Consider the following 26,513-nt stretch of genomic DNA (forward strand, 5'->3'; position numbering starts at 1 on the left):
TCAGCTCCAAGCGTTAAGCGGTCAGCTGCAAGCGCCAGGCGGCCAGGCCCAGCAAGAACCAACCCAGCAGGAACGCCAACCCGCCGAAGGGCGTGATGATGCCGAGTTTGCTGATACCCGTGGTGGTCAACACATACAGGCTGCCAGAGAACAGCAGGATACCGACGACAAAGGACACGCCGGCCCACGTCACCAGACGACCGGGAATATGCGCCAGCAGCAGCGCCACGCCGAACAGCGCCAGGGTGTGCACCAACTGATAGGTCACGCCGGTGTGGAAGATCGCCAGGTAGTCGGCGCTCAGGCGGTTTTTCAAGCCGTGGGCGGCGAAGGCGCCGAGGGCGACACCGGTAAAGCCGAAAAACGCGGCCAGCATCAGAAAGCTACGCAGCATGGGGAACTCCAGTCAGACTCATCGGGCAGGGTCTGTATAATGGCCCGCTCAACGGGTTCGGCCAAGCCATCTCTATGCTGCGTCTCCTCTTCAAACGCTTTCTCAATGTCGTGAAATGGTTTGCCATCGGCAGTGTTCTGCTGGTGCTGCTGTTCCGTTTCGTTCCGCCACCGTTCACTGCATTGATGGTGGAGCGCAAGATCGAATCCCTGTTCGACGGCGAACCCATTGACCTGCAACGCACCTGGGTGCCGTGGGACGAGCTCTCCGACGACCTCAAAGTGGCGGTGATGGCCGGTGAAGACCAGCGCTTCCCGCAGCATTGGGGCTTCGATTTCGGCGCGATCCAGGCGGCGATCCTGCACAACGAGCGCGGCGGCTCGATTCGCGGCGCGAGCACCTTGAGCCAGCAGGTGTCGAAAAACCTGTTCCTGTGGTCCGGCCGCAGTTATCTGCGCAAAGGCCTGGAGGCCTGGTTTACCGGGCTGATCGAGGTGCTGTGGCCCAAGCAGCGGATTCTTGAGGTGTACCTCAATAGCGTGGAATGGGACGAAGGGGTGTTTGGCGCAGAAGCAGCGGCGCGGCATCACTTTGGGGTGAGCGCCAAGGGGCTTTCGCGGCAGCAGGCCAGCTATCTGGCGGCTGTACTGCCTAACCCGCGGGTGTGGAGTGCCAGCCATCCGACGGCTTATGTAGCGCGGCGAGCGGCATGGATTCGTCAGCAGATGAGCCAATTGGGTGGAGATGGGTATCTGGTGGAGCTGAACAACGCACGCAAAGCCCCCTGGGCTGACTGACACACCGCAAAGCCAGCTCCCACATTCGACCGAGTCAGGCTTGAGATCTTTCGAACACAAACAAAAATGCCCCGATCTTTCGATCAGGGCATTTTTTGTTTTATCGGAGCATTTAAGCCGCGATCGACAACTTCAGCTTGTTCATCGCGCTTTTCTCAAGCTGACGAATCCGCTCGGCCGACACGTTGTACTTCTGCGCCAGGTCATGCAGTGTGGCTTTTTCTTCAGCCAGCCAACGCTGATAGAGGATGTCACGGCTGCGGTCGTCCAACACTTCCAGCGCTTCGTGCAGGTTGTGGTTGGAATTGTCGCTCCAGTCGGCATCTTCCAGTTGACGCGCCGGGTCGTACCGGTGGTCTTCCAGGTAGTTGGCCGGCGATTGGAAAGCGCTGTCGTCGTCCGCTTCGGCAGCCGGATCGAACGCCATGTCATGGCCGGTCAGGCGGCTTTCCATCTCGCGCACTTCACGGGGTTCCACACCGAGGCTTTCGGCCACACGGTGGACTTCCTCGTTGTTCAGCCACGCCAGGCGTTTCTTCTGGCTGCGCAGGTTGAAGAACAATTTACGCTGGGCCTTGGTGGTCGCGACTTTCACGATGCGCCAGTTGCGCAGGATGAACTCGTGGATTTCCGCCTTGATCCAGTGCACAGCAAACGACACCAGGCGCACACCCATCTCAGGGTTGAAGCGCTTGACCGCCTTCATCAGGCCAACGTTGCCTTCCTGGATCAGGTCAGCCTGGGCCAGGCCGTAGCCACTATAGCTACGGGCGATATGTACGACAAAACGCAGGTGGGCGAGCACCATCTGCCGAGCCGCCCCCAAATCCTGCTCATAGTAGAGACTCTCGGCCAGTTCACGCTCCTGCTCGGGCGTCAGCAATGGAATGCTGTTGACCGTGTGCACATAGGCTTCCAGGTTCGCACCCGGCACCAAGGCATAAGCAGGTTGCAAAGAAGTGGTCATACGAAAAAACCTCCGACTCACATAACTCGTGCAGTTCAGCACTGCGAAAATTGACCGGGAACCGTAGGACAAGTTCCCTAAACCACTGATACGGTCAATACAAACGAAACCACATTAATCTGACATTAACTACTTCGGTGCCAGCTCACGTAAATGCCGTGCGACCGCAATCCACGCACCGATATACCCCAACAGGACCGCACCAAGCAAGAGACTCAGACCATCTGCCACCGGTACGCCGGCCAACGCAAAATCGCTGCCGTACAAGCCGGCGAGCCCGACGACCGCATCGTTCAGCCAGTTCAGGCCGAATGCCAGGACGGCCCAGGACAAAATCCCCGCACCAAAGCCATAAAGCGCGCCCATGTACAGAAAAGGACGACGCACATAACTGTCCGTGCCGCCGACCAGTTTAATCACTTCTATCTCGATGCGACGGTTTTCAATATGAAGACGAATGGTATTACCTATCACCAAAAGTAATGCAGACACCAACAGCACTGTCAGGCCGAACACAAAGCGATCACCCAGCTTGAGAATGGCGGCCAGGCGTTCTACCCAGACTAGATCAAGTTGCGCCTGTTGCACCTTCGGCATCTCTGCGAGTTTTTGTCGCAGGGCCTCCAGGGCAGTCTTGTCGACTTCGTTCGGCGTCACCAGCACCACGCCCGGCAGCGGGTTCTGCGGCAGCTCTTTAAGCGCCTCACCTAGGCCGGACTGTTGCTGGAACTCCTCAAGCGCCTGATCGCGGCTGACATACTCAGCATCTGCCACCCCCGGCATGTTCTTGATGTCGTCGCGCAGCGCCTCGCCTTGCTGCGTGCTGGCATCGAGGTTCAGGTACAGCGAAATCTGCGCCGCGCGCTGCCAGGAACCGCCCAGGCGCTCCACATTATTGAGCAGCAGCGACAAACCCATCGGCAGGCTCAATGCCACGGCCATCACCAGACAGGTGAAAAAACTGCCGATCGGCTGTTTGCCCAGGCGACGCAGGCTGTCCAGCATGCTGGCGCGATGGCTTTCGATCCAGGCGCGCAGCAGCGTGCTGAAGTCCGGACCGTCGTCTTCGTCGTGTTTTTTCTTTTTCGGTTGCGGGTCGGCCGGCTTCGGCGCAACGCGTTCGGACACTTTAGGACTACGTGTGGCACTCATACGCCAGCCTCCCCGTCACCGATCAGGCGCCCGCGTTGCAAGGTCAACATGCGGTGGCGCATGCGAGCGATCAGCGCCAGGTCGTGACTGGCGATCAATACGCTGGTACCCAGGCGGTTGATGTCTTCGAACACCCCCATGATCTCGGCCGCCAGACGCGGATCGAGGTTACCGGTGGGTTCGTCCGCCAGCAGCAAGGCCGGGCGATGGACGATGGCGCGGGCGATGCCGACGCGCTGTTGCTGGCCGGTGGACAGGTCGCCAGGGTAGAGGTCGGTCTTGTCCGACAGCGCCACGCGCTCCAGGGCCGAATCCACACGCTTGATGATTTCGGCCTTGGACAGCCCGAGGATCTGCAACGGCAGCGCAACGTTGTTGAACACGGTGCGATCGAACAGCAACTGGTGGTTCTGGAACACCACGCCGATCTGACGGCGCAGGAAAGGGATCTGCGCATTGCTGATGGTGGCCAGATCCTGACCTGCCAGCAACAGCTTGCCGGTCGTCGGGCGTTCCATGGCCAGCAGCAGGCGCAGCAAGGTACTTTTACCCGCGCCGGAATGGCCGGTCACAAACAGGAACTCGCCGCGGCGCACTCGAAAGCTCAGCTCATGCAGGCCCACATGCCCGTTGGCATAGCGTTTACCGACCTGTTCGAATCGAATCATGAACGCTCCCGCTCGGCAAACAACGCCTCTACAAAGGGTTCGGCTTCAAAAGTGCGCAGATCGTCGATGCCTTCACCGACGCCGATATAACGAATCGGCAAGCCGAACTGCTTGGCCAGCGCAAAGATCACGCCGCCCTTGGCCGTGCCGTCGAGCTTGGTCAACGCCAGGCCGGTCAGTTGCACCGTCTGATTGAATTGTTTGGCCTGACTGATGGCGTTCTGGCCGGTACCGGCATCCAGCACCAGCAGCACTTCGTGGGGCGCATCGGCGTCCAGCTTGCCGATCACCCGGCGCACTTTTTTCAGTTCTTCCATCAAGTTGTCTTTGGTGTGCAGGCGACCAGCGGTATCGGCGATCAGCACATCAATGTTACGGGCCTTGGCGGCCTGCACGGCGTCGAAGATCACCGAAGCGGAGTCGGCGCCGGTGTGCTGGGCAATCACCGGGATCTTGTTGCGCTCACCCCATACCTGCAACTGCTCGACAGCCGCGGCGCGGAAGGTGTCGCCGGCGGCGAGCATGACTTTCTTGCCTTCGAGCTGCAGCTTCTTGGCCAATTTGCCGATGGTGGTGGTTTTACCGGCGCCGTTGACGCCCACCACCAGAATCACGAACGGCTTGTTCGGGGTGATCACCAGCGGTGCTTCCACCGGTTTAAGCATGGCGGCCAGCTCAGCCTGCAAGGATTTGTACAGCGCGTCGGCATCGGTGAGCTGTTTGCGCGCGACCTTCTGAGTCAGGCTCTGAATGATCACGGCGGTGGCTTCAACGCCCACATCTGCGGTGAGCAGGCGGGTTTCGATGTCTTCCAGCAACTCGTCATCGATGGTTTTTTTGCCCAGGAACAGGCTGGCCATGCCTTCGCCGATGCTGGCGCTGGTTTTGCTCAGGCCCTGCTTGAGGCGGGCGAAGAAGCCGGCTTTACCGGTTTCGACTGATGGGGCGGCAGGCGCCGGCTCGACAACGGCAGGAGCGGTCGGCACCGAGACTTCGACTGGCGGCGCTTGAACCACGACCTCCACCGGCTCGACGAACGCAGGGATCGGCGGCACCACGTGCTCAGCCTGCACATTCTCAACCAGCGCCACGGGCTCTTCGGCCACCGGCAATTCGGGCCATGGCGTGTGCTCAGGGGCTGGTTCGAGGGCTGGTTCCGGCTTGGTTTCCACCACCGGCTGCAACACCGGCTCGGCCATCGGCAATACCACCGGCTCCGGTGCCTGGGCTACCGGTTGGGCTTCTATTAGGGGTTCGGGGGTCGGCTCAGCGTGAACCTGCGGCTGTTCAGCAACGGTTTCCTGCGGCTTTTTGCGCAGCCATCCGAACAGGCCTTTCTTCTCGCCAGCCGCGGCTGGGGTCTTCTTGTCGTCGTTGGAACCAAACATGGAGACGGCTATCTCAAGGTAGCGACGCGCCAGAGCGGCACGCCGGTAAATAAAATTCGATGCGTAACAGACTGTTTTTTAGCCAGCTCGTTCATGCGCAACATTTTGTAAGGCCTAAATAGGGCCTACACAAGACTGCCGCAGTGGCCGTCCGTATATTCGACCAGTATCCTAGCACCTCCTCGCCCGCCGACGCTAAGACCAAGCGGGCAGCCCAACAGGTTTAAAAACGAATGAATGCTCTAGCCCGCCGCGCCGCAGGCCTGCTGTTCAGCACAGTTTGTCTGCCTCTTTCAGCTTTGGCTGCCGACCCACAACCCACCCACGAATTCACCCTCGACAACGGCCTCAAGGTCGTCGTACGCGAAGATCATCGCGCCCCGGTGGTGGTTTCCCAGGTTTGGTACAAGGTGGGCTCGAGCTACGAGACCCCGGGCCAGACCGGTTTGTCCCACGCCCTGGAGCACATGATGTTCAAGGGCAGCGCCAAAGTCGGCCCCGGCGAAGCCTCGCTGATCCTGCGCGACCTGGGCGCTGAAGAAAATGCATTCACCAGTGATGACTACACCGCTTATTACCAGGTGCTGGCCCGTGACCGCCTGGGCGTGGCCTTTGAGCTCGAGGCCGACCGCATGGCCAGCCTGCGCCTGCCGGCCGACGAGTTCAGCCGCGAGATCGAGGTTATTAAAGAAGAGCGCCGCCTGCGCACCGACGACAACCCAATGTCCAAGGCGTATGAGCGCTTCAAGGCCATGGCGTTCCCGGCCAGCGGCTACCACACGCCGACCATCGGCTGGATGGCCGACTTGGACCGCATGAAAGTCGAAGAACTGCGCCACTGGTACCAATCCTGGTATGTGCCGAACAACGCCACCCTGGTAGTGGTCGGCGACGTTACCCCGGATGAAGTGAAAACCCTGGCCCAGCGCTACTTCGGCCCGATCCCCAAGCGTGACGTGCCACCGGCCAAGATCCCGATGGAACTGGCCGAACCCGGCGAGCGCCTGCTGACCATGCACGTGCAGACCCAATTGCCGAGCGTGATCCTGGGCTTCAACGTCCCTGGCCTGGCCACTGCCGAAGACAAACGTTCGGTCCAGGCCCTGCGCCTGATCTCGGCCCTGCTGGACGGCGGCTACAGCGCGCGCATCTCCGAGCAGTTGGAGCGCGGCGAGGAACTGGTCTCGGCCGCCTCTACCCAATACGACGCCTACACCCGTGGCGACACCCTGTTCATGCTGACGGCGACGCCCAATCAGCAGAAGAAAAAGACCATCGCCCAGGCGGAAGCAGGCCTGTGGCGCCTGCTCGAAGAGCTCAAAGCCAAACCGCCCACCGCTGAGGAACTGGAACGTATCCGCGCCCAGGTCATTGCCGGCCTGGTGTACCAGCGCGACTCGATCACCAGCCAGGCCACGTCCATTGGCTCCCTGGAAACCGTCGGTCTGTCCTGGAAGCTGATGGACAGCGAATTGGCGGACCTGCAAAGCGTGACCCCGGAAGATATCCAAAAGGCCGCACGCACCTATTTCACCCGCGAACGTCTGAGCGTCGCCCATGTTTTGCCCGAGGAGACCGCTCATGAGTGATCGCAAAAACAGCCGCCTGATCCTGCCCGGCCTGATGGCCGTCACCTTGATCGCGGCCAGTGCCGTGTATTTCCTGCGCCCCAGCGAATCCGTGGCCAGCCAGGCGCTGGACAAGGCTCAGTCCACCAACAAATTGCAATCGCTGGCGGAGCTGGATGGCAAGGCGCCGACCAACCGCAAGCTCGACGTGCAAACCTGGACCACCGCCGAAGGTGCCAAGGTGCTGTTCGTGGAAGCCCATGAACTGCCGATGTTCGACGTGCGCATCCTGTTTGCCGCCGGCAGCAGCCAGGACGGCGACGTGCCCGGCCTGGCACTCATGACCAACGCCATGCTCAACGAAGGCGTGCCGGGCAAGGATGTCAGCCAGATCGCCAGTGGTTTTGAAGGCCTGGGTGCCGACTTCGGCAACGGCGCTTACCGCGATATGGCGCTGGTGTCCCTGCGCAGCTTGAGCGCCAGCGACAAACGCGACGCCGCCCTGAACCTGTTTGACGAGGTGATCGGCAAGCCGACCTTCCCGGCCGATTCCCTGGCGCGCATCAAGAACCAGATCCTCGCCGGCTTCGAATACCAGAAGCAGAACCCCGGCAAACTGGCCAGCCTGGAGCTGTTCAAGCGCCTGTATGGCGACCACCCTTACGCACACCCGAGCGAAGGCACCCCGCAAAGCGTGCCGAAGATCACGCTGGCGCAGTTGCAGGCCTTCCATGCCAAGGCTTATGCCGCCGGCAACGCGGTGATTGCGGTGGTGGGCGACCTCACCCGCGCCGAAGCTGAAGCCATGACCGCCAAGGTGTCTGCGTCGCTGCCCAAAGGCCCGGCCCTGCCCAGGATTGCCCAGCCGACGGAGCCAAAGGCCGGCCTGAGCCATATCGAGTTCCCGTCCAAGCAAACCCACCTGTTGTTCGCGCAACTGGGCATCGACCGCGCCGATCCGGACTACGCCGCGCTGTCCCTGGGCAATCAGATCCTCGGCGGCGGCGGCTTCGGCACCCGTTTGATGAGCGAAGTGCGCGAAAAGCGCGGCCTGACCTACGGCGTCTACTCCGGCTTCTCGCCGATGCAGGTGCGTGGCCCGTTCATGATCAACCTGCAGACTCGCGCCGAAATGAGCGGCGGCACCCTGCGCCTGGTCGAGGACGTGCTGGCCGAATACCTCAAGAACGGCCCGACGCAGAAAGAACTGGATGACGCCAAGCGCGAGCTGGCCGGCAGCTTCCCGCTGTCCACCGCGAGCAATGCCGATATCGTCGGCCAACTCGGCGCCATGGGTTTCTACAACTTGCCGCTGAGCTATCTGGAAGATTTCATGAAACAATCCCAGGCCCTGACCGTAGAGCAGGTCAAGGCTGCCTTGAACAAACACTTGAGCGCCGACAAGATGGTCATCGTGACCGCCGGCCCAACGATTGCGCAAAAGCCACTACCGCCCCCCACTGATAAACCCGCCGAGCAGCCGCTCGGGGTTCCGGAGCATTAATGGCCAGTTCATCTCGCCCGAAAAAACCTGTCCACAACGTCCACAACGGTGTGGGCCAACTGCGCATCATTGGTGGTGAATGGGGCAGCCGCAAGCTGAGCTTCCCTGACGTCGTGGGCCTGCGCCCAACGCCGGACCGCGTGCGCGAAACCCTGTTCAACTGGCTCGCACCGTATATCGCGGGCGCCAAGGTACTGGACCCGTTCGCCGGCAGTGGCGCGCTGTTCCTGGAGGCGCTGTCCCGTGGCGCGGCCCAGGCGCAGGCACTGGACGCCAGTAACGTAGCGGTCTCAAGCCTCAAGGAGCACCTGGGCACCCTGCGCTGCACCAATGGCCAGGTGCAAACCGCCGACGCGCTGCGCTATCTGGAAACCCAGGCGGCCAGTGAATACGACGTGGTGTTCCTCGACCCGCCGTTCAACCAGAACCTGCTGCCGACCGTCTGCGCCCTGCTGGAAGAGCGCCAATGGCTGGCGCCGGACGCGTGGATCTACACTGAAAGCGAGACCGCACCGTCCACCCTCGGGTTGCCGGGCGCATGGCGCCTGCACCGCGAGCAGAAGTCCGGACGGGTGTATTACGCGTTGTGGCATCGATTGGTTGAGCGCGCCGAATTGCCTCAGTGAGTGCATGCGTTGTGAGCGGGTTTGCCCGCTCACCACAATAAGCGCTTGCCACAGAGATCTGCATGAACCCTTCTTCTGAACGATTCAAACCCGCCTTCGGCCTTGGCAACCCGCACCTGCAAACACTGTGGGGACCGCTGTGGCGTCCAACGACCCATATCGAGCGCCAGCGCGAACGGCTGTGGCTGGACGATGGCGATTTTCTCGACCTCGACTGGCATGGCCCCCATGACGCACAGGCGCCCTTGGTGCTGGTGCTGCATGGCCTGACCGGCTCGTCCAATTCGCCCTATGTGGCTGGCCTGCAAAAAGTCCTGGCGGCGCAGGGCTGGGCCAGTGTGGCCCTGAACTGGCGTGGCTGTTCCGGCGAGCCGAACCTGTTGGCCCGCAGTTACCACTCGGGCGCCAGCGAAGATTTGGCGGCAACGATTGCCCATCTGCGAGCCAGGCGACCCTTGGCGCCGTTGTATGCGGTGGGTTATTCCCTGGGCGGTAACGTGCTGCTCAAGCACTTGGGTGAAACCGGCGAAGCCTCCGGCCTGCAAGGCGCCGCGGCGGTATCGGTGCCGTTCCGCCTGGACCAGTGCGCCGATCGCATCGGGCTGGGGTTTTCGCGGGTGTATCAGAAGCACTTCATGCGCGAGATGCTGGCGTATATCCGCGTCAAGCAACGTCAGTTCGTGCAGGATGGCCAAGCGGACGGGCTGAAAACTCTGGAGGCCCTGGGGTCATTAGAGAAGATGCGCACATTCTGGGATTTCGACGGCCGGGTCACGGCGCCGCTGCACGGATTCCTCAGCGCCGAGGACTACTATCGCCGCGCGTCGAGCCGCTATTACCTCGGTGCGATCCGCACGCCGACCTTGATCATCCAGGCCGCCGACGACCCGTTCGTGTTCGCCCACAGCCTGCCGGAAGCCAGCGAACTGTCGGCCTGTACCGAATTCGAGCTGCTGGCCAAGGGCGGGCATGTGGGGTTTGTCGACGGCTCGCTCAGGCGCCCCGGTTACTACCTGGAACGCCGGATTCCAGCCTGGCTGCTCAGTCGCCGGTAGCGATCGCCCGCGCCGGGTCGGTGATCCACTCACTCCACGACCCCGCATACAACTTGCCCAAGGGGTATCCCGCCAGGCTCAGGGCGAACAGGTTATGGCACGCCGTCACGCCGGAGCCGCAATACGCCACCAGTTCCTGCGGATCACGCCCCTGCAACTGCGCGGCAAACCGCTGCTGGAGTTGATCGGCCGGCAGGAAGCGACCGTCGCTGCCGAGGTTTTCGCTAAATGCCGCACATTGCGCACCGGGAATATGCCCGGCAACGGGGTCGATGGGTTCCATGTCGCCGCGAAAACGCGGTTGGGCGCGGGCGTCGATCAAGGTCAGGCCGGGTTGGCCCAGACGCTTTTGCAGTTGGTCGGCGTCCAGCAACAGTTGATTGTCCGGCGTGCCGACAAACGTCCCAGGCTCGGTCACCGGCGCATCCAGACTCAACGGGAAACCGGCGCTGTGCCAGGCCTTGAGGCCGCCATCCAGAATAAACACGCCGTCACGCTTGCCCAGCCAGGCCAGCAGCCACCATGCGCGCGCGGCGTAGGCGCCAGGACCGTCGTCGTAAAGCACCACATCGCTATCAGGGTTGATGCCCCAGGCCTGCAGTTGCTGGATCAACGTATCCGCTGCCGGCAGGGGATGACGACCGGTCACGCCTTTGACAACCGGCCCGCTGAGGTGGCGCTCAAGGTCAGCATACTGCGCGCCTTCGATATGCCCTTCGGCGTAACTGCAAAGGCCGTAATCCGGGTCTTCCAGGGCAAAGCGACAATCCAGCAGTACAAGCCCCGCCGAGGTGCGGCGTTCGGCCAATTGCTGGGGGCTGATCAGTTGGGCAAGCGGCATGACGAACTCCTGCAAATGCATGGGGAAAGACCTACTTCACTTCTTCCAGTGCCTGGTTCAGCGGCACGTAAAACTCTTTGAACAACGCATCCACCGCCTCTTTGGCCTGGGGCGTGACAAACCCTGCCTCCAACACGAGCACCTGGTACACCCCGCGCTTGATGGCTTCGGCACTCAGGTGGGCAGAGTTTTCATTGGTGGTGCATAAAAACCGCACCCAGGAGGTAAGGATGATCCACGCATTGAGGGTCAGGGCCTCGGTTTGCACCGGGTCCATGCTGAGGATGCCCGCATCGACAAACCCTTGATAAATAGCACCGCCCTGGGTCAGGCAACGCTGGGAGAAACGCCGATAGCCGGTGGCCAGTTCCGGATCACTCTCCAACAAATGTTCAAGGTCACGGTGTAAAAACCGGTAGCGCCACATGCCAGCCAGCACGGCCTGCAAGTAAAAGCGCTTGTCCTCTACCACCATCGCACGCCCCTGGGGCGGCCGCAGGAAGCTGTCCACCAGCGCTTCGTATTCACGGAACAGTACGGCGATGATCGCCTGCTTGTTGGGGAAGTGGTAGTACAGGTTGCCCGGCGAAATTTCCATGTGGGCGGCGATGTGGTTGGTGCTGATACTGCGCTCGCCCTGCTGGTTAAAAAGCTCCAGGCTGGTTTGCACAATGCGCTCGCTGGTCTTTACTCGTGGTGCCATAGGGGAATCAGCTTCTATACACGTGATGCACCATCTTACGGCCTATCCTTGCCAGGATAAATCTGGATGTTACTGCAATGTTATTTGACAATTTAGAGTAATGACTCTAAAAATCCAGGCAGACCAATAACAATCGGTGCCTCGCCATGTCTGCCAACGTTGCTTACCTGCAAGATTCCCAGGCACTGGAACACCTCCAGGACCTGTTCGACGCTCAACGTCGGGCCTATGCGGCCAACCCGATGCCACCGGCCGCGCAACGCCAACAATGGCTCAAGGCGCTGCGGGACCTGCTCAGCGATGAACGCCAGGCACTGATTAACGCAATCAGCCAGGATTTCAGCCACCGCAGCGCGGACGAAACTCTGTTCGCCGAATTGATGCCCAGCCTGCACGGCATTCACTACGCCAGCAAACACCTGAAGCGCTGGATGAAACCTTCCCGCCGCGCTGTAGGCATTGCCTTCCAACCCGCGTCAGCCAAAGTGATTTACCAACCGCTGGGTGTGGTGGGGGTGATCGTGCCGTGGAACTACCCGCTCTACCTGGCCATCGGCCCGTTGGTCGGTGCATTGGCGGCGGGCAACCGGGTGATGCTCAAGCTCAGTGAATCCACCCCGGCCACCGGCGAACTTCTCAAAACACTGCTGGCGAAGATCTTCCCCGAGGACCTGGTCTGTGTGGTGCTGGGCGAGGCCGACGTGGGCATGGCGTTTTCCAGGCTGCGTTTCGACCACCTGCTGTTTACCGGCGCCACCAACATCGGCAAGCACGTGATGCGTGCCGCAGCCGAGCACCTCACGCCGGTCACCCTGGAGTTGGGCGGCAAGTCGCCGGCGATCGTTTCCGCTGACGTGCCGCTCAAGGACGCCGCCGAGCGCATCGCCTTCGGCAAAGCCTTGAACGCCGGACAAACCTGCGTGGCGCCGGACTACGTGCTGGTGCCGGAAGACCGCGTCGACGCTTTCGTCGAAGCTTACAGCAATGCCGTACGCGGGTTTTATCCGACGCTGCCCGACAATCCGGACTACACAGCGATCATCAACGAGCGACAGCTGGCCCGGCTAAACGCCTACGTGAAGGACGCTACCGACAAAGGCGCCACCCTGATTCCGCTGTACGAAACAGCCCAAGGGCGACGCATGGCCCACAGCCTGCTGCTGAATGTCAGCGACGACATGACCGTGATGCAGGACGAGATCTTCGGCCCCGTGCTGCCGATCGTGCCCTATCGCGGCATCGATCAAGCCTTTGCCTACATCAACAGGCGCCCTCGCCCACTGGCGCTGTACTACTTCGGCTACAACAAAGGCGAACAGAACCGCGTACTCCACGAAACCCATTCCGGCGGCGTGTGCCTGAACGACACCCTGCTGCATGTGGCCCAGGACGACATGCCTTTCGGTGGCATCGGCCCCTCGGGCATGGGCCATTACCACGGCCATGAAGGCTTCCTGACCTTCAGCAAGGCCAAAGGCGTGCTGGTGAAACAGCGTCTGAACGCCGCCAGGTTGATCTACCCGCCTTATGGCAAATCAATCCAGAAGTTGATCCAGAAGCTGTTTATCCGCTGAAAACGCCACCCTCGGGACAATAAAAACAATGAACCCTAGCCTGATTGACTCACCCGCGCTGTCACGGCGCGGCGTCTTGAAACTCGGCCTGTGCGCCAGCGCCTTTTTAGCCACCGCAGGGCTCGGCGCCAGCCTCAGTGGCTGCTCCAGCAGCACCCCGGCCAGTGGCTTCGCGCTATTGCGCAGCAGTGATCTGCCCTTTCTGCGCGCCGTGATCCCGGTATTGCTGGAAGGTGTTGCCAGCGCCCAGGAAGTCGCCAGCGGCGTCGAAGACACCCTGAAAAAACTCGACTTCAGCCTGCAGCACCTGTCGCCGGAGATGTTCAAGCTCACCCAGCAACTGTTCGACGTGTTGAGCATGGGCATCACCCGCGGACCTTTGACCGGTATCTGGGGCAGTTGGGAGAACGCCGGCAGCGAACAGATCCGAGACTTTTTGCACCGTTGGGAGAACAGCTACCTCAACCTGCTGCGCATGGGCCAGGGCTCGCTGCTCAAGCTGGTGATCATGGCCTGGTACTTCCAACCGCTGTCCTGGGGGCATTGCGGTTACCCCGGTCCGCCGAAAATCTGAGCCGCATCCCCCACAATAAAAACAAGAGACGATCCCGATGCCCGTACCCGATCTGTTCCGCGAAGGCCTGGCCCGCGGCTGGAAAACCCATAATGGCGCCGCCCTCGACAGCGACCTGACTCTGGAAGCCGACGTCGCCATCATCGGCAGCGGCGCCGGCGGCGGCACCACCGCCGAGATCCTCAGCGCCGCCGGTTTCAAGGTGCTGCTGATCGAAGAAGGCCCGCTCAAGACCAGCGGCGACTTCAAGCTGCTCGAGGACGAGGCCTACACCAGCCTGTACCAGGAAGGCATCGGCCGCATGAGTAAGGACGGCGCCATTACCATCCTGCAGGGGCGGGCCGTGGGCGGCACCACCTTGATCAACTGGACGTCGAGCTTTCGCACACCGGACGCGACTCTCGCCCATTGGGCCAGCGAATACGCGATCAAAGGCCACAGCAGCAGCGAGATGGCGCCGTGGTTCGAAAAGATGGAGCAACGCCTGGGCATCGCGCCCTGGGCCATACCGCCGAACGCCAACAATGACGTGATCCGCAAGGGCTGCGAGCAACTCGGCTACAGCTGGCATGTGATCCCGCGCAACGTGCGTGGCTGCTTTAATCTGGGCTATTGCGGCATGGGTTGCCCGGTCAACGCCAAGCAGTCGATGCTGGTGACGACCATCCCCGCCACCCTGGAAAAAGGCGGCGAGCTGCTGTACCTGGCGCGCGCCGAACGCCTCAATTACAGCGGCGACAGCATCAGCAGCCTGGAATGCCTGGCCATGGACGCGCGCTGTGTGGCGCCCACCGGACGCAAGATCACGGTGAAGGCCAAGCACTATGTGCTGTCGGGGGGCGGTATCAATAGCCCGGCATTGCTGATGCGCTCGGACGCACCCGATCCGCACTCGCGGCTGGGCAAGCGCACCTTTTTGCACCTGGTGAATTTCTCCGCAGCATTGTTCGATGAGCTGATCAACCCGTTCTATGGCGCGCCGCAGTCGATCTACTCCGATCACTTCCAATGGCTGGACGGCACCACCGGCAGAATGTCCTACAAGCTCGAGGCGCCGCCCTTACATCCGGCGTTGGCCAGCACCTTGCTCGGAGGCTATGGCACGCAAAACGCCCTGGACATGAGCCAACTGCCCAATACCCACGCCATGCTCGCGCTGCTGCGCGACGGCTTCCACCCCGACAGCCCCGGCGGCAACGTGGAACTGCGCGGCGACGGCACGCCGGTGCTCGACTATCAGGTCTCGCCTTACGCCTGGGATGGCCTGCGCCGCGCGTTTCACAGCATGGCCGAGATCCAGTTCGCGGCGGGTGCCAAGTCCGTCAAGCCGCTGCACCACGATGCGCGCTATGTCAAAACTCTGGGCGAAGCCCGTACGCTGATCGACGGCCTGAACCTGGAACTGCATCGCACCTGCCTGGGCAGCGCCCATGTGATGGGCGGCTGCGCCATGGGGGAAGATCCGAAAAATGCCGTGGCCGACAGCCTCGGTCGTCATCATCAACTGCGCAACCTGTCGATCCACGACGGCTCGCTGTTTCCCACCAGTATTGGGGCCAACCCGCAATTGTCGGTGTATGGATTGACCGCGCAATTGGCCACAGCTTTGGCCGAACGTCTGAAAACAGCGTGAAAAAACGTTCGATACGCGGCCTCTATCTACATAAGTCGACTTTCCCGACCGGGATGGCTGCGATACCATCCGGTTCCCCAACGGACTCCGCCAGGACGACGCGATGAACCGAGTGTTGTACCCAGGTACCTTCGACCCGATTACCAAAGGCCATGGCGATCTGGTCGAACGTGCCTCTCGCTTGTTCGACCATGTGATCATCGCGGTCGCGGCCAGCCCCAAGAAAAACCCGCTGTTTCCCCTGGAACAGCGCGTGGAGCTGGCGCGTGAGGTCACCAAGCACCTGCCTAACGTGGAAGTGGTGGGCTTTTCGACATTGCTGGCGCACTTCGCCAAAGAGCAGAACGCCAATGTGTTCCTGCGTGGCCTGCGCGCGGTGTCGGACTTTGAATACGAATTCCAGCTGGCCAACATGAACCGCCAACTGGCGCCGGACGTCGAGAGCCTGTTCCTCACGCCGTCGGAGCGTTACTCGTTCATTTCCTCGACGTTGGTCCGTGAAATCGCCGCCTTGGGCGGAGATATCACCAAGTTCGTGCACCCGGCCGTGGCCGAAGCACTGACGCTGCGCTTCAAGAAGTAACCTGTGGTGAGTGCGCTCGCTGCTGTAGCGAGCACGCCTGCTCACTACAGGCAACCGCACAGACAGCCAGACGATCGGCCACAAGTCGGACCCGCTCGCACTGCGGGCGCCAATGCGGCACAATTGCGCGCATTCGTTTTCAGATGCCCTGGCTGACAGCCCTGGCAGGAGTTTCCATGTCCCTGATCATCACCGACGATTGCATCAATTGCGACGTCTGCGAACCCGAGTGCCCGAACGCGGCGATTTCCCAAGGTGAGGAGATCTACGTGATCGACCCCAACCTGTGCACCCAGTGCGTCGGTCACTATGACGAACCTCAGTGCCAGCAGGTGTGCCCGGTCGATTGCATTCCGCTGGATGAAGCCCATCCGGAGACTGAAGCGCAGTTGATGGAGAAGTACCGGAAGATTACCGGTAAGGCTTGAGCCTGTTGGCGTATGAGGGCCTTATCGGGGGCAAGCCCCCGATAGCACGATCAGCGCTGACACCTCGGGCAGAACACACTCGCGCGCTGCCCCAGCACCACGTTGCGCAGCTCGGTGCCGCAGACCTTGCATGCCTCGCCGCCACGCCCATAGACGAACAATTCCTGCTGGAAATACCCTGGCTGTCCGTCGCCGCCGATAAAGTCGCGTAACGTTGTACCGCCGCGCTCGATGGCAGCGGCCAGCACACGCTTGATCTCAATCGCCAGTTTCAAATAGCGCGCCCGCGAAATGCCGCCGGCCTCGCGACGTGGGTCAATCCCCGCTGCAAACAGCGCTTCTGTCGCATAGATATTGCCCACGCCCACCACCACGACGTTGTCCATGATGAACGGCTTCACCGCCATCGAGCGCCCACGGGACAGCTGAAACAGGCGATCGCCATCGAACAGATCGGTCAACGGCTCCGGGCCCAGGCGGATCAGCAACTCGTGGTTGTGCGGGTCCTGGCTCCAGAGCATCGCGCCGAAACGCCGTGGGTCGGTGTAGCGCAGGGCCAGGCCGGACTCCAATTCGATGTCCACGTGTTCATGTTTGGCCGCCGGCATACCGACTTCAACCAGGCGCAGGTTGCCCGACATGCCCAGGTGGCTGATCAGGGTGCCCACTTCGGCGTTGATCAGCAGGTACTTGGCCCGCCGCTCCACCAGCACGATGCGCTGCCCCGAAAGGCGCACATCCAGGTCTTCCGGGATGGGCCAGCGCAGGCGCCGCTCACGCACCACCACACGGCTGACGCGCTGGCCCTCCAGGTGCGGGGCGATACCGCGTCGGGTGGTTTCGACTTCGGGTAACTCGGGCATGTGTACCTCGTGATGGAAGGGTCAGTGCGCGCCCAGCTCGCGGATCGACAACTTCATGCTCTCGAAGTCGTAGTCCGACAGGCCCACGTAGTCCAACACCAGATGCCCCACCGCGTTCCACTCGTGGTCAACGGCCTGGTTGCCCAGCACTTTGCAGGACGAACAGATGTGCTCGGCCATTTTCAGGATGGCCAACAGATTCTTGAGTTGTGGATTGCGCGACGACTCGTCGCTGAAAATCGCCAAGGCGTTGTGGTGATTGGCGATGGCGTCAGTCACGTGCTCCGGCAGGCGCCAGGACTTGGCGGTGTAGTAACCCACCACGGCATGGTTGGTATTGAACGCATTGTTCTCGGTGTCCACCACGCGGCAATCGGGCCCGGCGTTGGCGTAGGCTTCTTCCAGCACCGTCATGTAGCTGGGGAAGCGCTTGAGCATCAGCGGCACGCCGCAATCATGGAACAGCCCCAGGGCATAGGCTTCATCGACCGCCTGGGAGCCGGTGCGTTTGGCCAGGGTGAGGCAGGTCATGGCCACATCCTGGGCGGTGTCCCAGAAACGATTGAGGGTGACGATGGTGTCATCGCTCATCTCGCCCTTGATCGACAGGGCATTGATCAGGTTGATGACCGACCGGCTGCCCAGCAGGTTCACCGCACGCTGGATCGAAGCAATCTTGTTGCTCAGCCCGTAGTGCGACGAATTGACGATCTTCAGTAACGCGCCGGAAAGGCCCGGGTCCTGGGCGATCAACCGCGCGATCACCTCCAGGTCCGGGTCGGGCATGTACTGCTCCATTTGCAAATCCACCATGATTTGCGGCTGCGGCGGCACGCTGATGCCTTGCAGGGCCTGCTGGATCTGTTCGGCGGAAAGTTCTTGGGACATAAGTACACACTCTGGGCTAGACGAGGATTCTAACCCTTATAAAGACTCGGCCGACACCCAAATACTGAACTGAAACCGGATCAAATGGGGTATCCAGCCCGCCTGCGAGGGTATTCACGCCGTACGTCAGATACACCGCGCCGCCCGCATCGCAGGCAAGTCGGCGCCCACATGAAGCGTGCCGCAACAGGTATACTCCCGCTCTTTTTTCCGGAGCGACGTCATGTCCCTGCCAAGCCTGCGTCTCAAAGCCAACGCCGATCGTCGTTTGCGCAACGGCCACCTGTGGGTCTACAGCAACGAAATCGACGTGGCCGCCACCCCTCTTCACGGCTTTCAGGCAGGCGACCAGGCTATCCTGGAAGCGGCCGGCGGCAAGACCCTGGGCATCGTGGCCATGAGCCCCAACAACCTGATCTGCGCGCGCCTGCTGTCGCGCGACATCAAGTTGCCACTGGACAAGTCGCTGCTGGTGCACCGCCTCAATGTTGCGCTGTCGCTGCGTGACCGCCTGTTCGACAAGCCGTTCTACCGCCTGGTCTACGGTGATTCCGACCTGCTGCCGGGCTTGGTAGTCGACCGTTTCGGCGACATCCTGGTGGTGCAGATCGCCTCGGCGACCATGGAAGCCCATAAAGAAGACGTGATCGCCGCCCTGACCCAAGTGCTCAAGCCAAGCGGCATCCTGTTCAAGAACGACTCCGCCGCACGCGATGCCGAAGGCCTCAACCGCTACGTCGAGACCGTGTTCGGCCTGGTGCCGGAGTGGGTAGCGCTGGAAGAAAACGGCGTGAAATTCGAAGCCCCAGTGATCCAGGGCCAAAAGACCGGCTGGTTCTACGACCACCGCATGAACCGCGCACGCCTGGCGCCGTATGCCAAAGGCAAGCGCGTGCTCGACCTGTACAGTTACATCGGCGGCTGGGGCGTGCAAGCCGCCGCCTTCGGCGCCAGTGAAGTGTTCTGCGTCGACGCCTCCGCCTTCGCCCTTGACGGCGTGGAGCGCAACGCTGCGCTGAACGGCGTTGCCGAGAAGATGACCTGCATCGAAGGCGACGTGTTTGAAGCGTTGAAAGAGCTCAAAGCCAGCGAAGAGCGCTTCGACGTGATCGTCGCCGACCCACCGGCCTTCATCAAACGCAAAAAAGACATGAAAAACGGCGAAGGCGCCTATCGCCGCCTTAACGAGCAAGCCATGCGCCTGCTCAGCAAGGACGGCATCCTGGTCAGCGCTTCGTGCTCCATGCACCTGCCGGAAGACGACCTGCAAAACATCCTGCTGACCAGCGCCCGCCATCTGGACCGCAACATCCAGATGCTCGAACGCGGCGGCCAGGGCCCGGACCATCCGGTGCACCCGGCGATCGTGGAGACGCGGTACATCAAGAGCATTACGTGCCGGTTGTTGCCTAACAGCTAAGTAACGCGCCGATCAAAGGTGGGAACCCGCTCCCACCTTTTTTCGTTGCACGAGATTTTTCCTACCGCTAAAAGCCACATCCTTCCAAGAAGCGTCCCACAACACTCCTGATTGAATTCCATTTTTCGCAGACTAGTATCGGTTTCTGGTTTTACGCCGGAAAACACTCACCATGTCTGGGTCCAAACGCTCGCGCTTCATCCTCATCACCTGCATCTCCCTGATCAGCTTTTTCCCGATCAATATCCTGCTGCCCTCCTTCCCTGCCCTCGCCGCCAGATTCGACACGCCGAGTGCAGACATCGCGCTGTCGATCGGCCTGTTCACCCTGATGTTTTCGATCTCACAACTGATCGCCGGCCCGCTGTCGGATAAATGGGGGCGCAAAGAGGTGCTGCTCGGCTGCATCACGCTGTCGATTGTGGGCGCGCTGGGCTGCTCGATGGCCCCGGACTACCTGACGTTCCTGTTATTTCGCTCGGTGCAGGCCATGGGCTGCGGTTTTTTTGTATTGGGCCACGCCCTGGTAGAGGACTTGTTTGACGAGGAGGATCGAGCCAGGGTCCGGCTCTATTACATGACCTTCAGCGGCTCATTTGTCGCGCTGTCGCCGCTGATCGGTTCCTGGCTGCAAACCACCTTCGACTGGCAAGGCAGTTTCTACGGGTTCGCCGTAATGGCGTCGGGCATGCTGCTCCATGCGGCCTGCATCCTGCCGTCCAAGTCCGCAAGCCCCGATCGCGCGCCCGTGTCGATCATCAGCACACTCAAGGCGGTGGCCGGCAGTCGCGATTTCCTGCGCTATTGGTGGATCGCCGCGCTGGTGTTCGCCTGCTATTTCGCGCTGATCAGCGTGACACCGTTGATTTTCATGGATGCCCTGCAGCTTTCCGAGTACCAATACGCCCTGGTGCTGACGGTGTATGGCGTTGCCTACCTGCTCGGCGGCGTGGCGGCATCGTCTTTGCAGAAACGCATGCCGCTGTCCCGGCAAATCAACATAGGTCTGGGATTACTCTGCGGCGCCGGCGTGCTGTTAACGCTGATCATCAGCCTGGATGCAATCACCTCCGTTACCCTACTGATCCCAATGCTGCTCAGTGCCCTGGCCGTCACGTTGGTGCGGCCCGCCGCAATCTCGGCGGCGATGCTGTTGTTTTCCAGCAGCGCCGGTACCGCCGCGTCGGCGGGCAACAGCATCATGTTCCTCACTGCCGCCGTCAGCAGCGCGGCACTGGCCCAGGCTGGTGATTACCTGCTGCTGACCATCGCCCTTAGCTTTATCGGTTTCGGCCTGTGGGGGCTGGTGACCAATCGCCGCACGGGAGGGGGTTAAGGCTGCCGGATCACGGGCGCGAGCAAGAAGACGATTCCCTGGATCAGGCCGATCAGCAGGTAGACGCCTAGAAAGCGATGGATACCGGACATTCCAATCCCTTTGGAGTGGGGTGGGGGGCAAAGGGCCGCCAATCTAAACAAAGCCTGCGGCCCTGAGTATTGCCCGGTTCCCTCCAGCCGCCAGCGGTGTAGAATCGGCCCTATTCATCGCCAGTCATCCCCCGGCGGGTTTATGAGCTCAAGGCCACTGCGCACGGCGATCCCGTAACGTTTGCGGCAACTTCCGGACACCAGTGCCATTTTTCGGGTGTTCCAGACGTCATTAGAAGCTCACTTCCCTTTAGCACCTGATTAAGTAGTACCTGATTAGCCGCCCGGAGTGCTCCATGCCAGATTACCGCTCGAAAACATCCACCCACGGCCGCAACATGGCCGGCGCGCGCGCACTGTGGCGTGCCACGGGGATGAAAGATGACGACTTCAAGAAGCCGATCATCGCGATTGCCAACTCGTTTACCCAGTTCGTACCGGGCCACGTCCACCTCAAGGACCTGGGCCAACTGGTCGCCCGCGAAATCGAACGCGCCGGCGGCGTGGCCAAGGAATTCAACACCATCGCCGTGGACGACGGCATCGCCATGGGCCATGACGGCATGCTGTATTCCCTGCCGAGCCGCGAGATCATCGCCGACTCCGTGGAGTACATGGTCAACGCCCACTGCGCCGACGCCATCGTGTGCATCTCCAACTGCGACAAGATCACCCCCGGCATGCTGATGGCCGCCCTGCGCCTGAACATCCCGGTGATCTTCGTTTCCGGCGGCCCGATGGAAGCCGGCAAGACCAAATTGGCCAGCCACGGCCTCGATCTGGTCGACGCCATGGTCATCGCCGCCGATTCCAGCGCATCTGACGAGAAGGTCGCGGAATACGAGCGCAGCGCCTGCCCGACCTGCGGTTCGTGCTCCGGCATGTTCACCGCCAACTCGATGAACTGCCTGGTGGAAGCCTTAGGGCTGGCCTTACCGGGCAACGGTTCCACGCTGGCCACCCACAGCGACCGCGAGCAGTTGTTCCTGCAGGCCGGCCGCACCATCGTCGAGCTGTGCAAGCGCTACTACGGCGAGAACGATGAGTCGGTGTTGCCGCGCAATATCGCCAACTTCAAGGCGTTCGAAAACGCCATGACCCTGGACATCGCCATGGGCGGTTCCACCAACACCATCCTGCACTTGCTGGCCGCGGCCCAGGAAGCCGAGATCGATTTCGACCTGCGCGACATCGACCGCCTGTCCCGTCACGTGCCGCAACTGTGCAAAGTCGCGCCGAACATCCAGAAGTACCACATGGAAGACGTGCACCGCGCCGGCGGGATCTTCTCGATCCTCGGCTCACTGGCCCGTGGCGGCCTGCTGCACACCGACCTGCCGACCGTGCACAGCAAGTCCCTGGCCGAAGGCATCGCCAAGTGGGACATCACCCAGACCGACGACGAAGCCGTGCATACCTTCTTCAAGGCCGGCCCGGCGGGCATCCCAACCCAGACCGCGTTCAGCCAGTCGACCCGTTGGGACACCCTGGACGCCGACCGTGAAAACGGCTGCATCCGCAGTGTCGAGCACGCCTACTCCCAGGAAGGCGGCCTCGCCGTGCTGTACGGCAACATCGCTCTGGACGGCTGCGTGGTGAAGACCGCCGGTGTGGATGAGTCCATCCACGTCTTCGAAGGTCGCGCCAAGATCTACGAAAGCCAGGACAGCTCGGTGCGCGGCATCCTCGCCGACGAAGTCAAAGAAGGCGACATCGTGATCATCCGCTACGAAGGCCCCAAAGGCGGCCCGGGCATGCAGGAGATGCTCTACCCGACGTCGTACCTCAAGTCCAAAGGCCTGGGCAAAGCCTGCGCGCTGCTCACCGACGGCCGTTTCTCCGGCGGCACCTCGGGCCTGTCCATCGGCCACGCCTCGCCGGAAGCGGCCGCCGGCGGCGCGATTGGCCTGGTGCAGGATGGCGACAAGGTGTTGATCGACATTCCGAACCGCTCGATCAACCTGTTGATCAGCGATGAAGAACTGGCGGCACGCCGGGTTGAGCAGGACAAGAAAGGCTGGAAGCCGGTTGAGAAACGGCCACGTAAAGTGACCACGGCGCTGAAGGCTTACGCGCTGCTGGCCACCAGTGCCGACAAGGGCGCCGTGCGCAACAAAGCAATGCTCGACGGCCTGTAAGCCCCGCGCATAAAAATGCCCCGCACAGTGCGGGGCATTTTTTTGCCTGGAGAAAACCCAGGAACAAGGAAGATCAAACGGTGGGAGGGGGTTGGCCCCGGTATAAACCGGGCACATGGTTGACAGGCGGTTACTGGATTTCTTCAGGTTTGACGATCACCCAGTTCTTGTCCGCCGTCACCGGCAACCCTTCCTTGGCCTGCGCCGCCGCGTGCTTGGCCATCATGCCGTTGAGCTGGGTCATGTACTTGTCTTTGCGGTTGATCCACAGGTGGATGCCGCCCTTGGCCACGTCCACATCATGGAACAGCATGTAGCCGTCACTGGTGGGCGTATCGCCGCCGACGATCACCGGTTTTTTCCATTCGTCGATGTAGGTAAGGATTGCGGCGTGCTTGCCGGCCATCCAGGTCGCAGGCGTCCACAGGTACGGCGTGAGTTCCAGGCCGAGGTTGGCCTTTTCGTCATACTTGCCGGCAGCGATCTGTTTGCGTGCGGTGGTCAGCTCGCCGGTCTGGCGATCCTTGAGCAACGTGGTCACACCGATGACATTCTGGGGTTTGACGTTGTAACCGTACTTCGGATCGGCCGCGACCATGCGCACCAACTCTTCCGAGGCGGCGGTCATCACGTACACCTCAATGCCGTTTTCCATTAACTTGTTGTACAGCTCGGCCTGACCGGTGAAGACTTTCGGCGGTTGCACCTCGGACTTTTTCACCGCGTCGCCTTCGAAATAGGTGACCGGAACGGGCTTGCCGGAGGCCATCAGCTCATCGACCTGGACCTTGAGTTCCTTGAGGGTAAAGCCGGAAAACACCTGGGCGACCCACGGGTAGCAGACCATATCGTCCACTTCGCACAGGCGATAGTAGTAACTGAACAGGCTCTCTTTATGCTCGGCGGTGTCTTTGAACGGTATCAGTTTGAGCGACGGATCGAGGCTGTCGCGGGTGATCAGGCCCTTGTTTTCCATGTAGGGCAGCAGGGACTCTTCGAGGTCGTAACGGTAGCTGGTGTTGTCCATGTCGAACACCGCGTAATTACCCTTGTTGGCGTTGGCGGCGATCATGTCGTTGAGCTGTTTGGCGGCAGGCGCCGGCCAGTGTTTCAACTCGGTGGCGGCAAACACCTGGCTGGCGAGCCCCAGGCAAAGTGCGGCGGATACCAGTAGTTTCGGCGCGAGCTTCATAGGCGGTGTCTCCCTGAGTGAAAGACATCGACGCTAACAAATCCCTGTGACAGTTCCCATGTCGAGCACGACCGTGCGCGTCCTGATCCCGCCAGCGACATACGCCTGAGCGTCACCGGCTTATTCCAAAAACGACACTTGCCATTCCATAACGATATTAAATCATTATATTTCAAGCTGTTAGGCTTCCCGGTTCGCAATCGCAGGCTCACGCGATTGGCTGCCTTCTCAACGGAGCTCTAATGAATCTGCCCCTGATTCTCAACTTATTGGTGTTCTTGGCCCTGTTATCGGGCCTGGCACAGACGCGTCGTACTCACTGGAGCCTGGCCAAAAAGGTCCTGCTCGCGCTGGTCCTCGGCGTGGCGTTCGGTGTGGCGCTGCACAGTATCTACGGGGCCGGCAACCCGGTGCTCAAGGCCTCTATCGGCTGGTTCGACCTGGTCGGCAATGGCTACGTGCAACTGCTGCAAATGATCGTGATCCCGTTGGTATTCGCTTCGATCCTCAGCGCAGTGGCGCGCCTGCATAACGCAGTGTCCCTGGGCAAGATCAGCGTCCTGACCATCGGCACGCTGCTGTTCACCACCGCCATTGCGGCGCTGATCGGCATCGCCCTGACCAACCTGTTCGGCCTGACCGCCGAAGGTCTGGTGGCCGGCACCCAGGAAATGGCGCGCCTGCAAGTGATCCAAAGTGATTACGCAGGCAAGGTCGCCGACCTGAATATCCCGCAACTGCTGCTCTCGTTCGTGCCGGCCAACCCGTTTGCCGACCTGGCTCGGGCCAAACCGACGTCGATCATCAGCGTGGTGATTTTCGCCGCTTTCCTGGGCGTTGCCGCATTGCAACTGCTCAAGGACGACGTGGAAAAAGGCCAGAAAGTGCTCAACGCCATCGACACCCTGCAAGCCTGGGTGATGCGCCTGGTGCGCCTGGTGATGAAGCTGACCCCGTACGGCGTACTGGCGCTGATGACCAAGGTCGTCGCCAGCTCCAACCTGCAAGACATCATCAAGCTCGGCAGTTTTGTGCTGGTGTCGTACCTGGCCCTGGGCCTGATGTTCGTGGTGCACGGCCTGCTGCTGTCGCTGGCCGGGGTCAACCCGTTGCGGTTTTTCCGCAAGGTGTGGCCGGTGCTGACCTTTGCCTTCACCAGCCGCTCCAGCGCGGCGACGATCCCGCTGAGCATCGAAGCCCAGACCCGTCGCCTGGGCATCCCGCAATCCATCGCCGGTTTCGCCGCCTCGTTTGGCGCCACCATTGGCCAGAATGGCTGCGCCGGGCTCTACCCTGCGATGTTGGCGGTGATGGTGGCGCCGACCGTGGGCATCAACCCGCTGGACCCGCTGTGGATCGCGACCCTGGTGGCGATTGTGACCCTGAGTTCGGCCGGTGTGGCCGGCGTGGGCGGCGGCGCGACCTTTGCCGCACTGATCGTGCTACCGGCCATGGGGTTGCCGGTGTCATTGGTGGCGCTGCTGATTTCCGTGGAACCGCTGATCGACATGGGCCGTACAGCGTTGAACGTGAACGGTTCAATGACGGCCGGGGCGATTACCAGCCAGATCATGGGGCAGACGGACAAGACGCTGTTGGAGGCCGAAGAGCACGCGGAATTAGCGCAGGCCTGATGGACCGCTATCGGGGGCAAGCCCGCTCCTCCATTCGACCCCATTCCCATGTTGGAACTCGGTCAAAATGTGGGAGCGGGCTTGCTCGCGAAGAGGGTGACAGCTGTACGCAGGTTCGCGGACCGATTACCAAAGAACCCGGCATACCCGAAGATATCCCGCGCACAGTAGACGATAAAAGTCGCCAACGGAGACTGGACAGCCGGCTTCCCAGGGGCGACCTCAAACCCTTGTCGGAAATTTCTGTTTCTACGAATACCTAGCCGAACGGTCAGTTGTTTGGCTTTGCGCCAGTCAGCAACATCTTCCCGGCGCCACTGCGGCGCGCCCCCTTTGTTCGACTCGACGCCACGACAGCGTTTGAGTCTCCCTGCGCGCCTAAAAAAGGAAGCGACATGAAGGACGCTGATACCCAAATCCAACAATCAACTCGCCCAATCAACGCCACCCTCGACTTCTGCCTGGAGCGCCACAGGTGAGGCGCTACAACATCAT

Annotated in this window: 24 protein-coding genes; 14 read left to right on the forward strand and 10 right to left on the reverse strand. The window is 61.3% G+C overall.

Features of this window, described 5'->3' with window-relative positions:
- Positions 1-13 precede the first annotated feature (13 nt).
- Positions 14-394 (reverse strand): DUF423 domain-containing protein, encoded by a 381-nt coding sequence (locus KZX66_RS15070; RefSeq protein ID WP_248080627.1) that lies wholly within the window; start codon positions 392-394, stop codon positions 14-16.
- Between the two features lie 74 nt (positions 395-468).
- On the opposite strand from KZX66_RS15070, the gene mtgA reads away from it, so the two are divergent.
- Entirely contained in the window at positions 469-1,191 is a 723-nt protein-coding gene (gene mtgA / locus KZX66_RS15075) for a monofunctional biosynthetic peptidoglycan transglycosylase (RefSeq protein WP_248080630.1), read from the forward strand.
- Between the two features lie 112 nt (positions 1,192-1,303).
- Here mtgA and rpoH read toward each other — a convergent pair whose 3' ends face one another.
- From rpoH to ftsY, 4 genes are all read right to left on the reverse strand, one after another.
- Positions 1,304-2,158 (reverse strand): RNA polymerase sigma factor RpoH, encoded by an 855-nt coding sequence (gene rpoH / locus KZX66_RS15080; RefSeq protein ID WP_003176698.1) that lies wholly within the window; start codon positions 2,156-2,158, stop codon positions 1,304-1,306.
- A gap of 129 nt (positions 2,159-2,287) precedes the next feature.
- Positions 2,288-3,310, reverse strand: coding sequence for a permease-like cell division protein FtsX (gene ftsX / locus KZX66_RS15085; RefSeq protein WP_248080632.1), 1,023 nt, complete (start codon positions 3,308-3,310; stop codon positions 2,288-2,290).
- Positions 3,307-3,978, reverse strand: coding sequence for a cell division ATP-binding protein FtsE (gene ftsE, locus KZX66_RS15090; protein WP_003176700.1), 672 nt, complete (start codon positions 3,976-3,978; stop codon positions 3,307-3,309). The genes ftsX and ftsE overlap by 4 nt, the downstream gene beginning before the upstream one ends.
- On the reverse strand, positions 3,975-5,366 hold the full coding sequence (gene ftsY, locus KZX66_RS15095; RefSeq protein ID WP_248080635.1) for a signal recognition particle-docking protein FtsY: 1,392 nt from the start codon (positions 5,364-5,366) through the stop codon (positions 3,975-3,977). Before ftsY ends, ftsE begins: the two co-directional genes overlap by 4 nt.
- A gap of 233 nt (positions 5,367-5,599) precedes the next feature.
- On the opposite strand from ftsY, the gene KZX66_RS15100 reads away from it, so the two are divergent.
- The 4 genes from KZX66_RS15100 (at position 5,600) to KZX66_RS15115 (ending at position 10,119) form a co-directional block, all read left to right on the forward strand.
- Positions 5,600-6,955: a pitrilysin family protein gene (locus KZX66_RS15100; protein ID WP_248080638.1), complete on the forward strand. Its 1,356-nt coding sequence runs from the start codon at positions 5,600-5,602 to the stop codon at positions 6,953-6,955.
- Positions 6,948-8,438: a pitrilysin family protein gene (locus KZX66_RS15105; protein ID WP_248080641.1), complete on the forward strand. Its 1,491-nt coding sequence runs from the start codon at positions 6,948-6,950 to the stop codon at positions 8,436-8,438. The genes KZX66_RS15100 and KZX66_RS15105 overlap by 8 nt, the downstream gene beginning before the upstream one ends.
- Positions 8,438-9,064: a 16S rRNA (guanine(966)-N(2))-methyltransferase RsmD gene (gene rsmD / locus KZX66_RS15110; RefSeq protein WP_248080644.1), complete on the forward strand. Its 627-nt coding sequence runs from the start codon at positions 8,438-8,440 to the stop codon at positions 9,062-9,064. The genes KZX66_RS15105 and rsmD overlap by 1 nt, the downstream gene beginning before the upstream one ends.
- A 62-nt stretch (positions 9,065-9,126) precedes the next feature.
- Positions 9,127-10,119 (forward strand): hydrolase, encoded by a 993-nt coding sequence (locus tag KZX66_RS15115; protein WP_248080647.1) that lies wholly within the window; start codon positions 9,127-9,129, stop codon positions 10,117-10,119.
- On the opposite strand, the gene KZX66_RS15120 is transcribed toward KZX66_RS15115, so the two are convergent.
- Positions 10,106-10,960: a sulfurtransferase gene (locus tag KZX66_RS15120; RefSeq protein WP_248080650.1), complete on the reverse strand. Its 855-nt coding sequence runs from the start codon at positions 10,958-10,960 to the stop codon at positions 10,106-10,108. The genes KZX66_RS15115 and KZX66_RS15120 overlap by 14 nt on opposite strands.
- Before the next feature lie 31 nt (positions 10,961-10,991).
- Entirely contained in the window at positions 10,992-11,663 is a 672-nt protein-coding gene (locus KZX66_RS15125) for a TetR/AcrR family transcriptional regulator (RefSeq protein WP_248080653.1), read from the reverse strand.
- Between the two features lie 146 nt (positions 11,664-11,809).
- On the opposite strand from KZX66_RS15125, the gene KZX66_RS15130 reads away from it, so the two are divergent.
- The 5 genes from KZX66_RS15130 (at position 11,810) to KZX66_RS15150 (ending at position 16,455) form a co-directional block, all read left to right on the forward strand.
- Positions 11,810-13,237, forward strand: coding sequence for a coniferyl aldehyde dehydrogenase (locus KZX66_RS15130; protein ID WP_248080656.1), 1,428 nt, complete (start codon positions 11,810-11,812; stop codon positions 13,235-13,237).
- Between the two features lie 28 nt (positions 13,238-13,265).
- On the forward strand, positions 13,266-13,811 hold the full coding sequence (locus KZX66_RS15135) for a twin-arginine translocation pathway signal protein (RefSeq protein WP_248080659.1): 546 nt from the start codon (positions 13,266-13,268) through the stop codon (positions 13,809-13,811).
- A gap of 37 nt (positions 13,812-13,848) precedes the next feature.
- Entirely contained in the window at positions 13,849-15,444 is a 1,596-nt protein-coding gene (locus KZX66_RS15140; protein ID WP_248080662.1) for a GMC family oxidoreductase, read from the forward strand.
- A gap of 103 nt (positions 15,445-15,547) precedes the next feature.
- Positions 15,548-16,027 (forward strand): pantetheine-phosphate adenylyltransferase, encoded by a 480-nt coding sequence (coaD, locus tag KZX66_RS15145; RefSeq protein ID WP_022641651.1) that lies wholly within the window; start codon positions 15,548-15,550, stop codon positions 16,025-16,027.
- Positions 16,028-16,203: 176 nt separating this feature from the next.
- The gene (locus KZX66_RS15150; protein WP_010564414.1) at positions 16,204-16,455 is read left to right on the forward strand and encodes a YfhL family 4Fe-4S dicluster ferredoxin; all 252 of its coding nucleotides are present in this window, start codon (positions 16,204-16,206) and stop codon (positions 16,453-16,455) included.
- Between the two features lie 50 nt (positions 16,456-16,505).
- On the opposite strand, the gene mutM is transcribed toward KZX66_RS15150, so the two are convergent.
- Together mutM and KZX66_RS15160 are read right to left on the reverse strand one after the other, a co-directional pair.
- Complete coding sequence (gene mutM, locus KZX66_RS15155; RefSeq protein ID WP_248080665.1) at positions 16,506-17,318, reverse strand: bifunctional DNA-formamidopyrimidine glycosylase/DNA-(apurinic or apyrimidinic site) lyase; 813 nt, start codon at positions 17,316-17,318, stop codon at positions 16,506-16,508.
- Between the two features lie 21 nt (positions 17,319-17,339).
- Positions 17,340-18,152, reverse strand: a complete 813-nt coding sequence (locus KZX66_RS15160; protein ID WP_248080693.1) for an HDOD domain-containing protein — start codon at positions 18,150-18,152, stop codon at positions 17,340-17,342.
- Between the two features lie 277 nt (positions 18,153-18,429).
- On the opposite strand from KZX66_RS15160, the gene KZX66_RS15165 reads away from it, so the two are divergent.
- The 3 genes from KZX66_RS15165 to ilvD all read left to right on the forward strand — a co-directional run bounded on the left by KZX66_RS15165 (position 18,430) and on the right by ilvD (position 23,192).
- Positions 18,430-19,626 carry a class I SAM-dependent rRNA methyltransferase gene (locus KZX66_RS15165; protein WP_015886370.1) on the forward strand — a complete coding sequence of 399 codons (1,197 nt, stop codon included), beginning with the start codon at positions 18,430-18,432 and terminating at the stop codon, positions 19,624-19,626.
- 172 nt (positions 19,627-19,798) lie between these two features.
- Positions 19,799-20,962, forward strand: a complete 1,164-nt coding sequence (locus KZX66_RS15170; RefSeq protein WP_248080668.1) for an MFS transporter — start codon at positions 19,799-19,801, stop codon at positions 20,960-20,962.
- Between the two features lie 388 nt (positions 20,963-21,350).
- On the forward strand, positions 21,351-23,192 hold the full coding sequence (gene ilvD, locus KZX66_RS15175) for a dihydroxy-acid dehydratase (RefSeq protein WP_248080671.1): 1,842 nt from the start codon (positions 21,351-21,353) through the stop codon (positions 23,190-23,192).
- A gap of 130 nt (positions 23,193-23,322) precedes the next feature.
- On the opposite strand, the gene KZX66_RS15180 is transcribed toward ilvD, so the two are convergent.
- Positions 23,323-24,384: a haloacid dehalogenase-like hydrolase gene (locus KZX66_RS15180; RefSeq protein ID WP_248080674.1), complete on the reverse strand. Its 1,062-nt coding sequence runs from the start codon at positions 24,382-24,384 to the stop codon at positions 23,323-23,325.
- 242 nt (positions 24,385-24,626) lie between these two features.
- Here KZX66_RS15180 and KZX66_RS15185 point away from each other — a divergent pair, with 242 nt between their 5' ends.
- Complete coding sequence (locus tag KZX66_RS15185) at positions 24,627-26,018, forward strand: L-cystine transporter (RefSeq protein ID WP_248080677.1); 1,392 nt, start codon at positions 24,627-24,629, stop codon at positions 26,016-26,018.
- Positions 26,019-26,513: the final 495 nt, after the last annotated feature.

Origin of the sequence: Pseudomonas sp. EYE_354 (genome assembly GCF_023148575.1) — a bacterium.
GTDB lineage: Bacteria > Pseudomonadota > Gammaproteobacteria > Pseudomonadales > Pseudomonadaceae > Aquipseudomonas.

Excerpts from the sequence above, each read along its gene's own strand:
- KZX66_RS15070 (WP_248080627.1), bottom strand. The coding sequence starts at position 394 with ATGCTGCGTAGCTTTCTGATGCTGGCCGCGTTTTTCGGCTTTACCGGT.
- mtgA (WP_248080630.1), top strand. The coding sequence starts at position 469 with ATGCTGCGTCTCCTCTTCAAACGCTTTCTCAATGTCGTGAAATGGTTT.
- rpoH (WP_003176698.1), bottom strand. The coding sequence starts at position 2,158 with ATGACCACTTCTTTGCAACCTGCTTATGCCTTGGTGCCGGGTGCGAAC.
- ftsX (WP_248080632.1), bottom strand. The coding sequence starts at position 3,310 with ATGAGTGCCACACGTAGTCCTAAAGTGTCCGAACGCGTTGCGCCGAAG.
- ftsE (WP_003176700.1), bottom strand. The coding sequence starts at position 3,978 with ATGATTCGATTCGAACAGGTCGGTAAACGCTATGCCAACGGGCATGTG.
- ftsY (WP_248080635.1), bottom strand. The coding sequence starts at position 5,366 with ATGTTTGGTTCCAACGACGACAAGAAGACCCCAGCCGCGGCTGGCGAG.
- KZX66_RS15100 (WP_248080638.1), top strand. The coding sequence starts at position 5,600 with ATGAATGCTCTAGCCCGCCGCGCCGCAGGCCTGCTGTTCAGCACAGTT.
- KZX66_RS15105 (WP_248080641.1), top strand. The coding sequence starts at position 6,948 with ATGAGTGATCGCAAAAACAGCCGCCTGATCCTGCCCGGCCTGATGGCC.
- rsmD (WP_248080644.1), top strand. The coding sequence starts at position 8,438 with ATGGCCAGTTCATCTCGCCCGAAAAAACCTGTCCACAACGTCCACAAC.
- KZX66_RS15115 (WP_248080647.1), top strand. The coding sequence starts at position 9,127 with ATGAACCCTTCTTCTGAACGATTCAAACCCGCCTTCGGCCTTGGCAAC.
- KZX66_RS15120 (WP_248080650.1), bottom strand. The coding sequence starts at position 10,960 with ATGCCGCTTGCCCAACTGATCAGCCCCCAGCAATTGGCCGAACGCCGC.
- KZX66_RS15125 (WP_248080653.1), bottom strand. The coding sequence starts at position 11,663 with ATGGCACCACGAGTAAAGACCAGCGAGCGCATTGTGCAAACCAGCCTG.
- KZX66_RS15130 (WP_248080656.1), top strand. The coding sequence starts at position 11,810 with ATGTCTGCCAACGTTGCTTACCTGCAAGATTCCCAGGCACTGGAACAC.
- KZX66_RS15135 (WP_248080659.1), top strand. The coding sequence starts at position 13,266 with ATGAACCCTAGCCTGATTGACTCACCCGCGCTGTCACGGCGCGGCGTC.
- KZX66_RS15140 (WP_248080662.1), top strand. The coding sequence starts at position 13,849 with ATGCCCGTACCCGATCTGTTCCGCGAAGGCCTGGCCCGCGGCTGGAAA.
- coaD (WP_022641651.1), top strand. The coding sequence starts at position 15,548 with ATGAACCGAGTGTTGTACCCAGGTACCTTCGACCCGATTACCAAAGGC.
- KZX66_RS15150 (WP_010564414.1), top strand. The coding sequence starts at position 16,204 with ATGTCCCTGATCATCACCGACGATTGCATCAATTGCGACGTCTGCGAA.
- mutM (WP_248080665.1), bottom strand. The coding sequence starts at position 17,318 with ATGCCCGAGTTACCCGAAGTCGAAACCACCCGACGCGGTATCGCCCCG.
- KZX66_RS15165 (WP_015886370.1), top strand. The coding sequence starts at position 18,430 with ATGTCCCTGCCAAGCCTGCGTCTCAAAGCCAACGCCGATCGTCGTTTG.
- KZX66_RS15170 (WP_248080668.1), top strand. The coding sequence starts at position 19,799 with ATGTCTGGGTCCAAACGCTCGCGCTTCATCCTCATCACCTGCATCTCC.
- ilvD (WP_248080671.1), top strand. The coding sequence starts at position 21,351 with ATGCCAGATTACCGCTCGAAAACATCCACCCACGGCCGCAACATGGCC.
- KZX66_RS15180 (WP_248080674.1), bottom strand. The coding sequence starts at position 24,384 with ATGAAGCTCGCGCCGAAACTACTGGTATCCGCCGCACTTTGCCTGGGG.
- KZX66_RS15185 (WP_248080677.1), top strand. The coding sequence starts at position 24,627 with ATGAATCTGCCCCTGATTCTCAACTTATTGGTGTTCTTGGCCCTGTTA.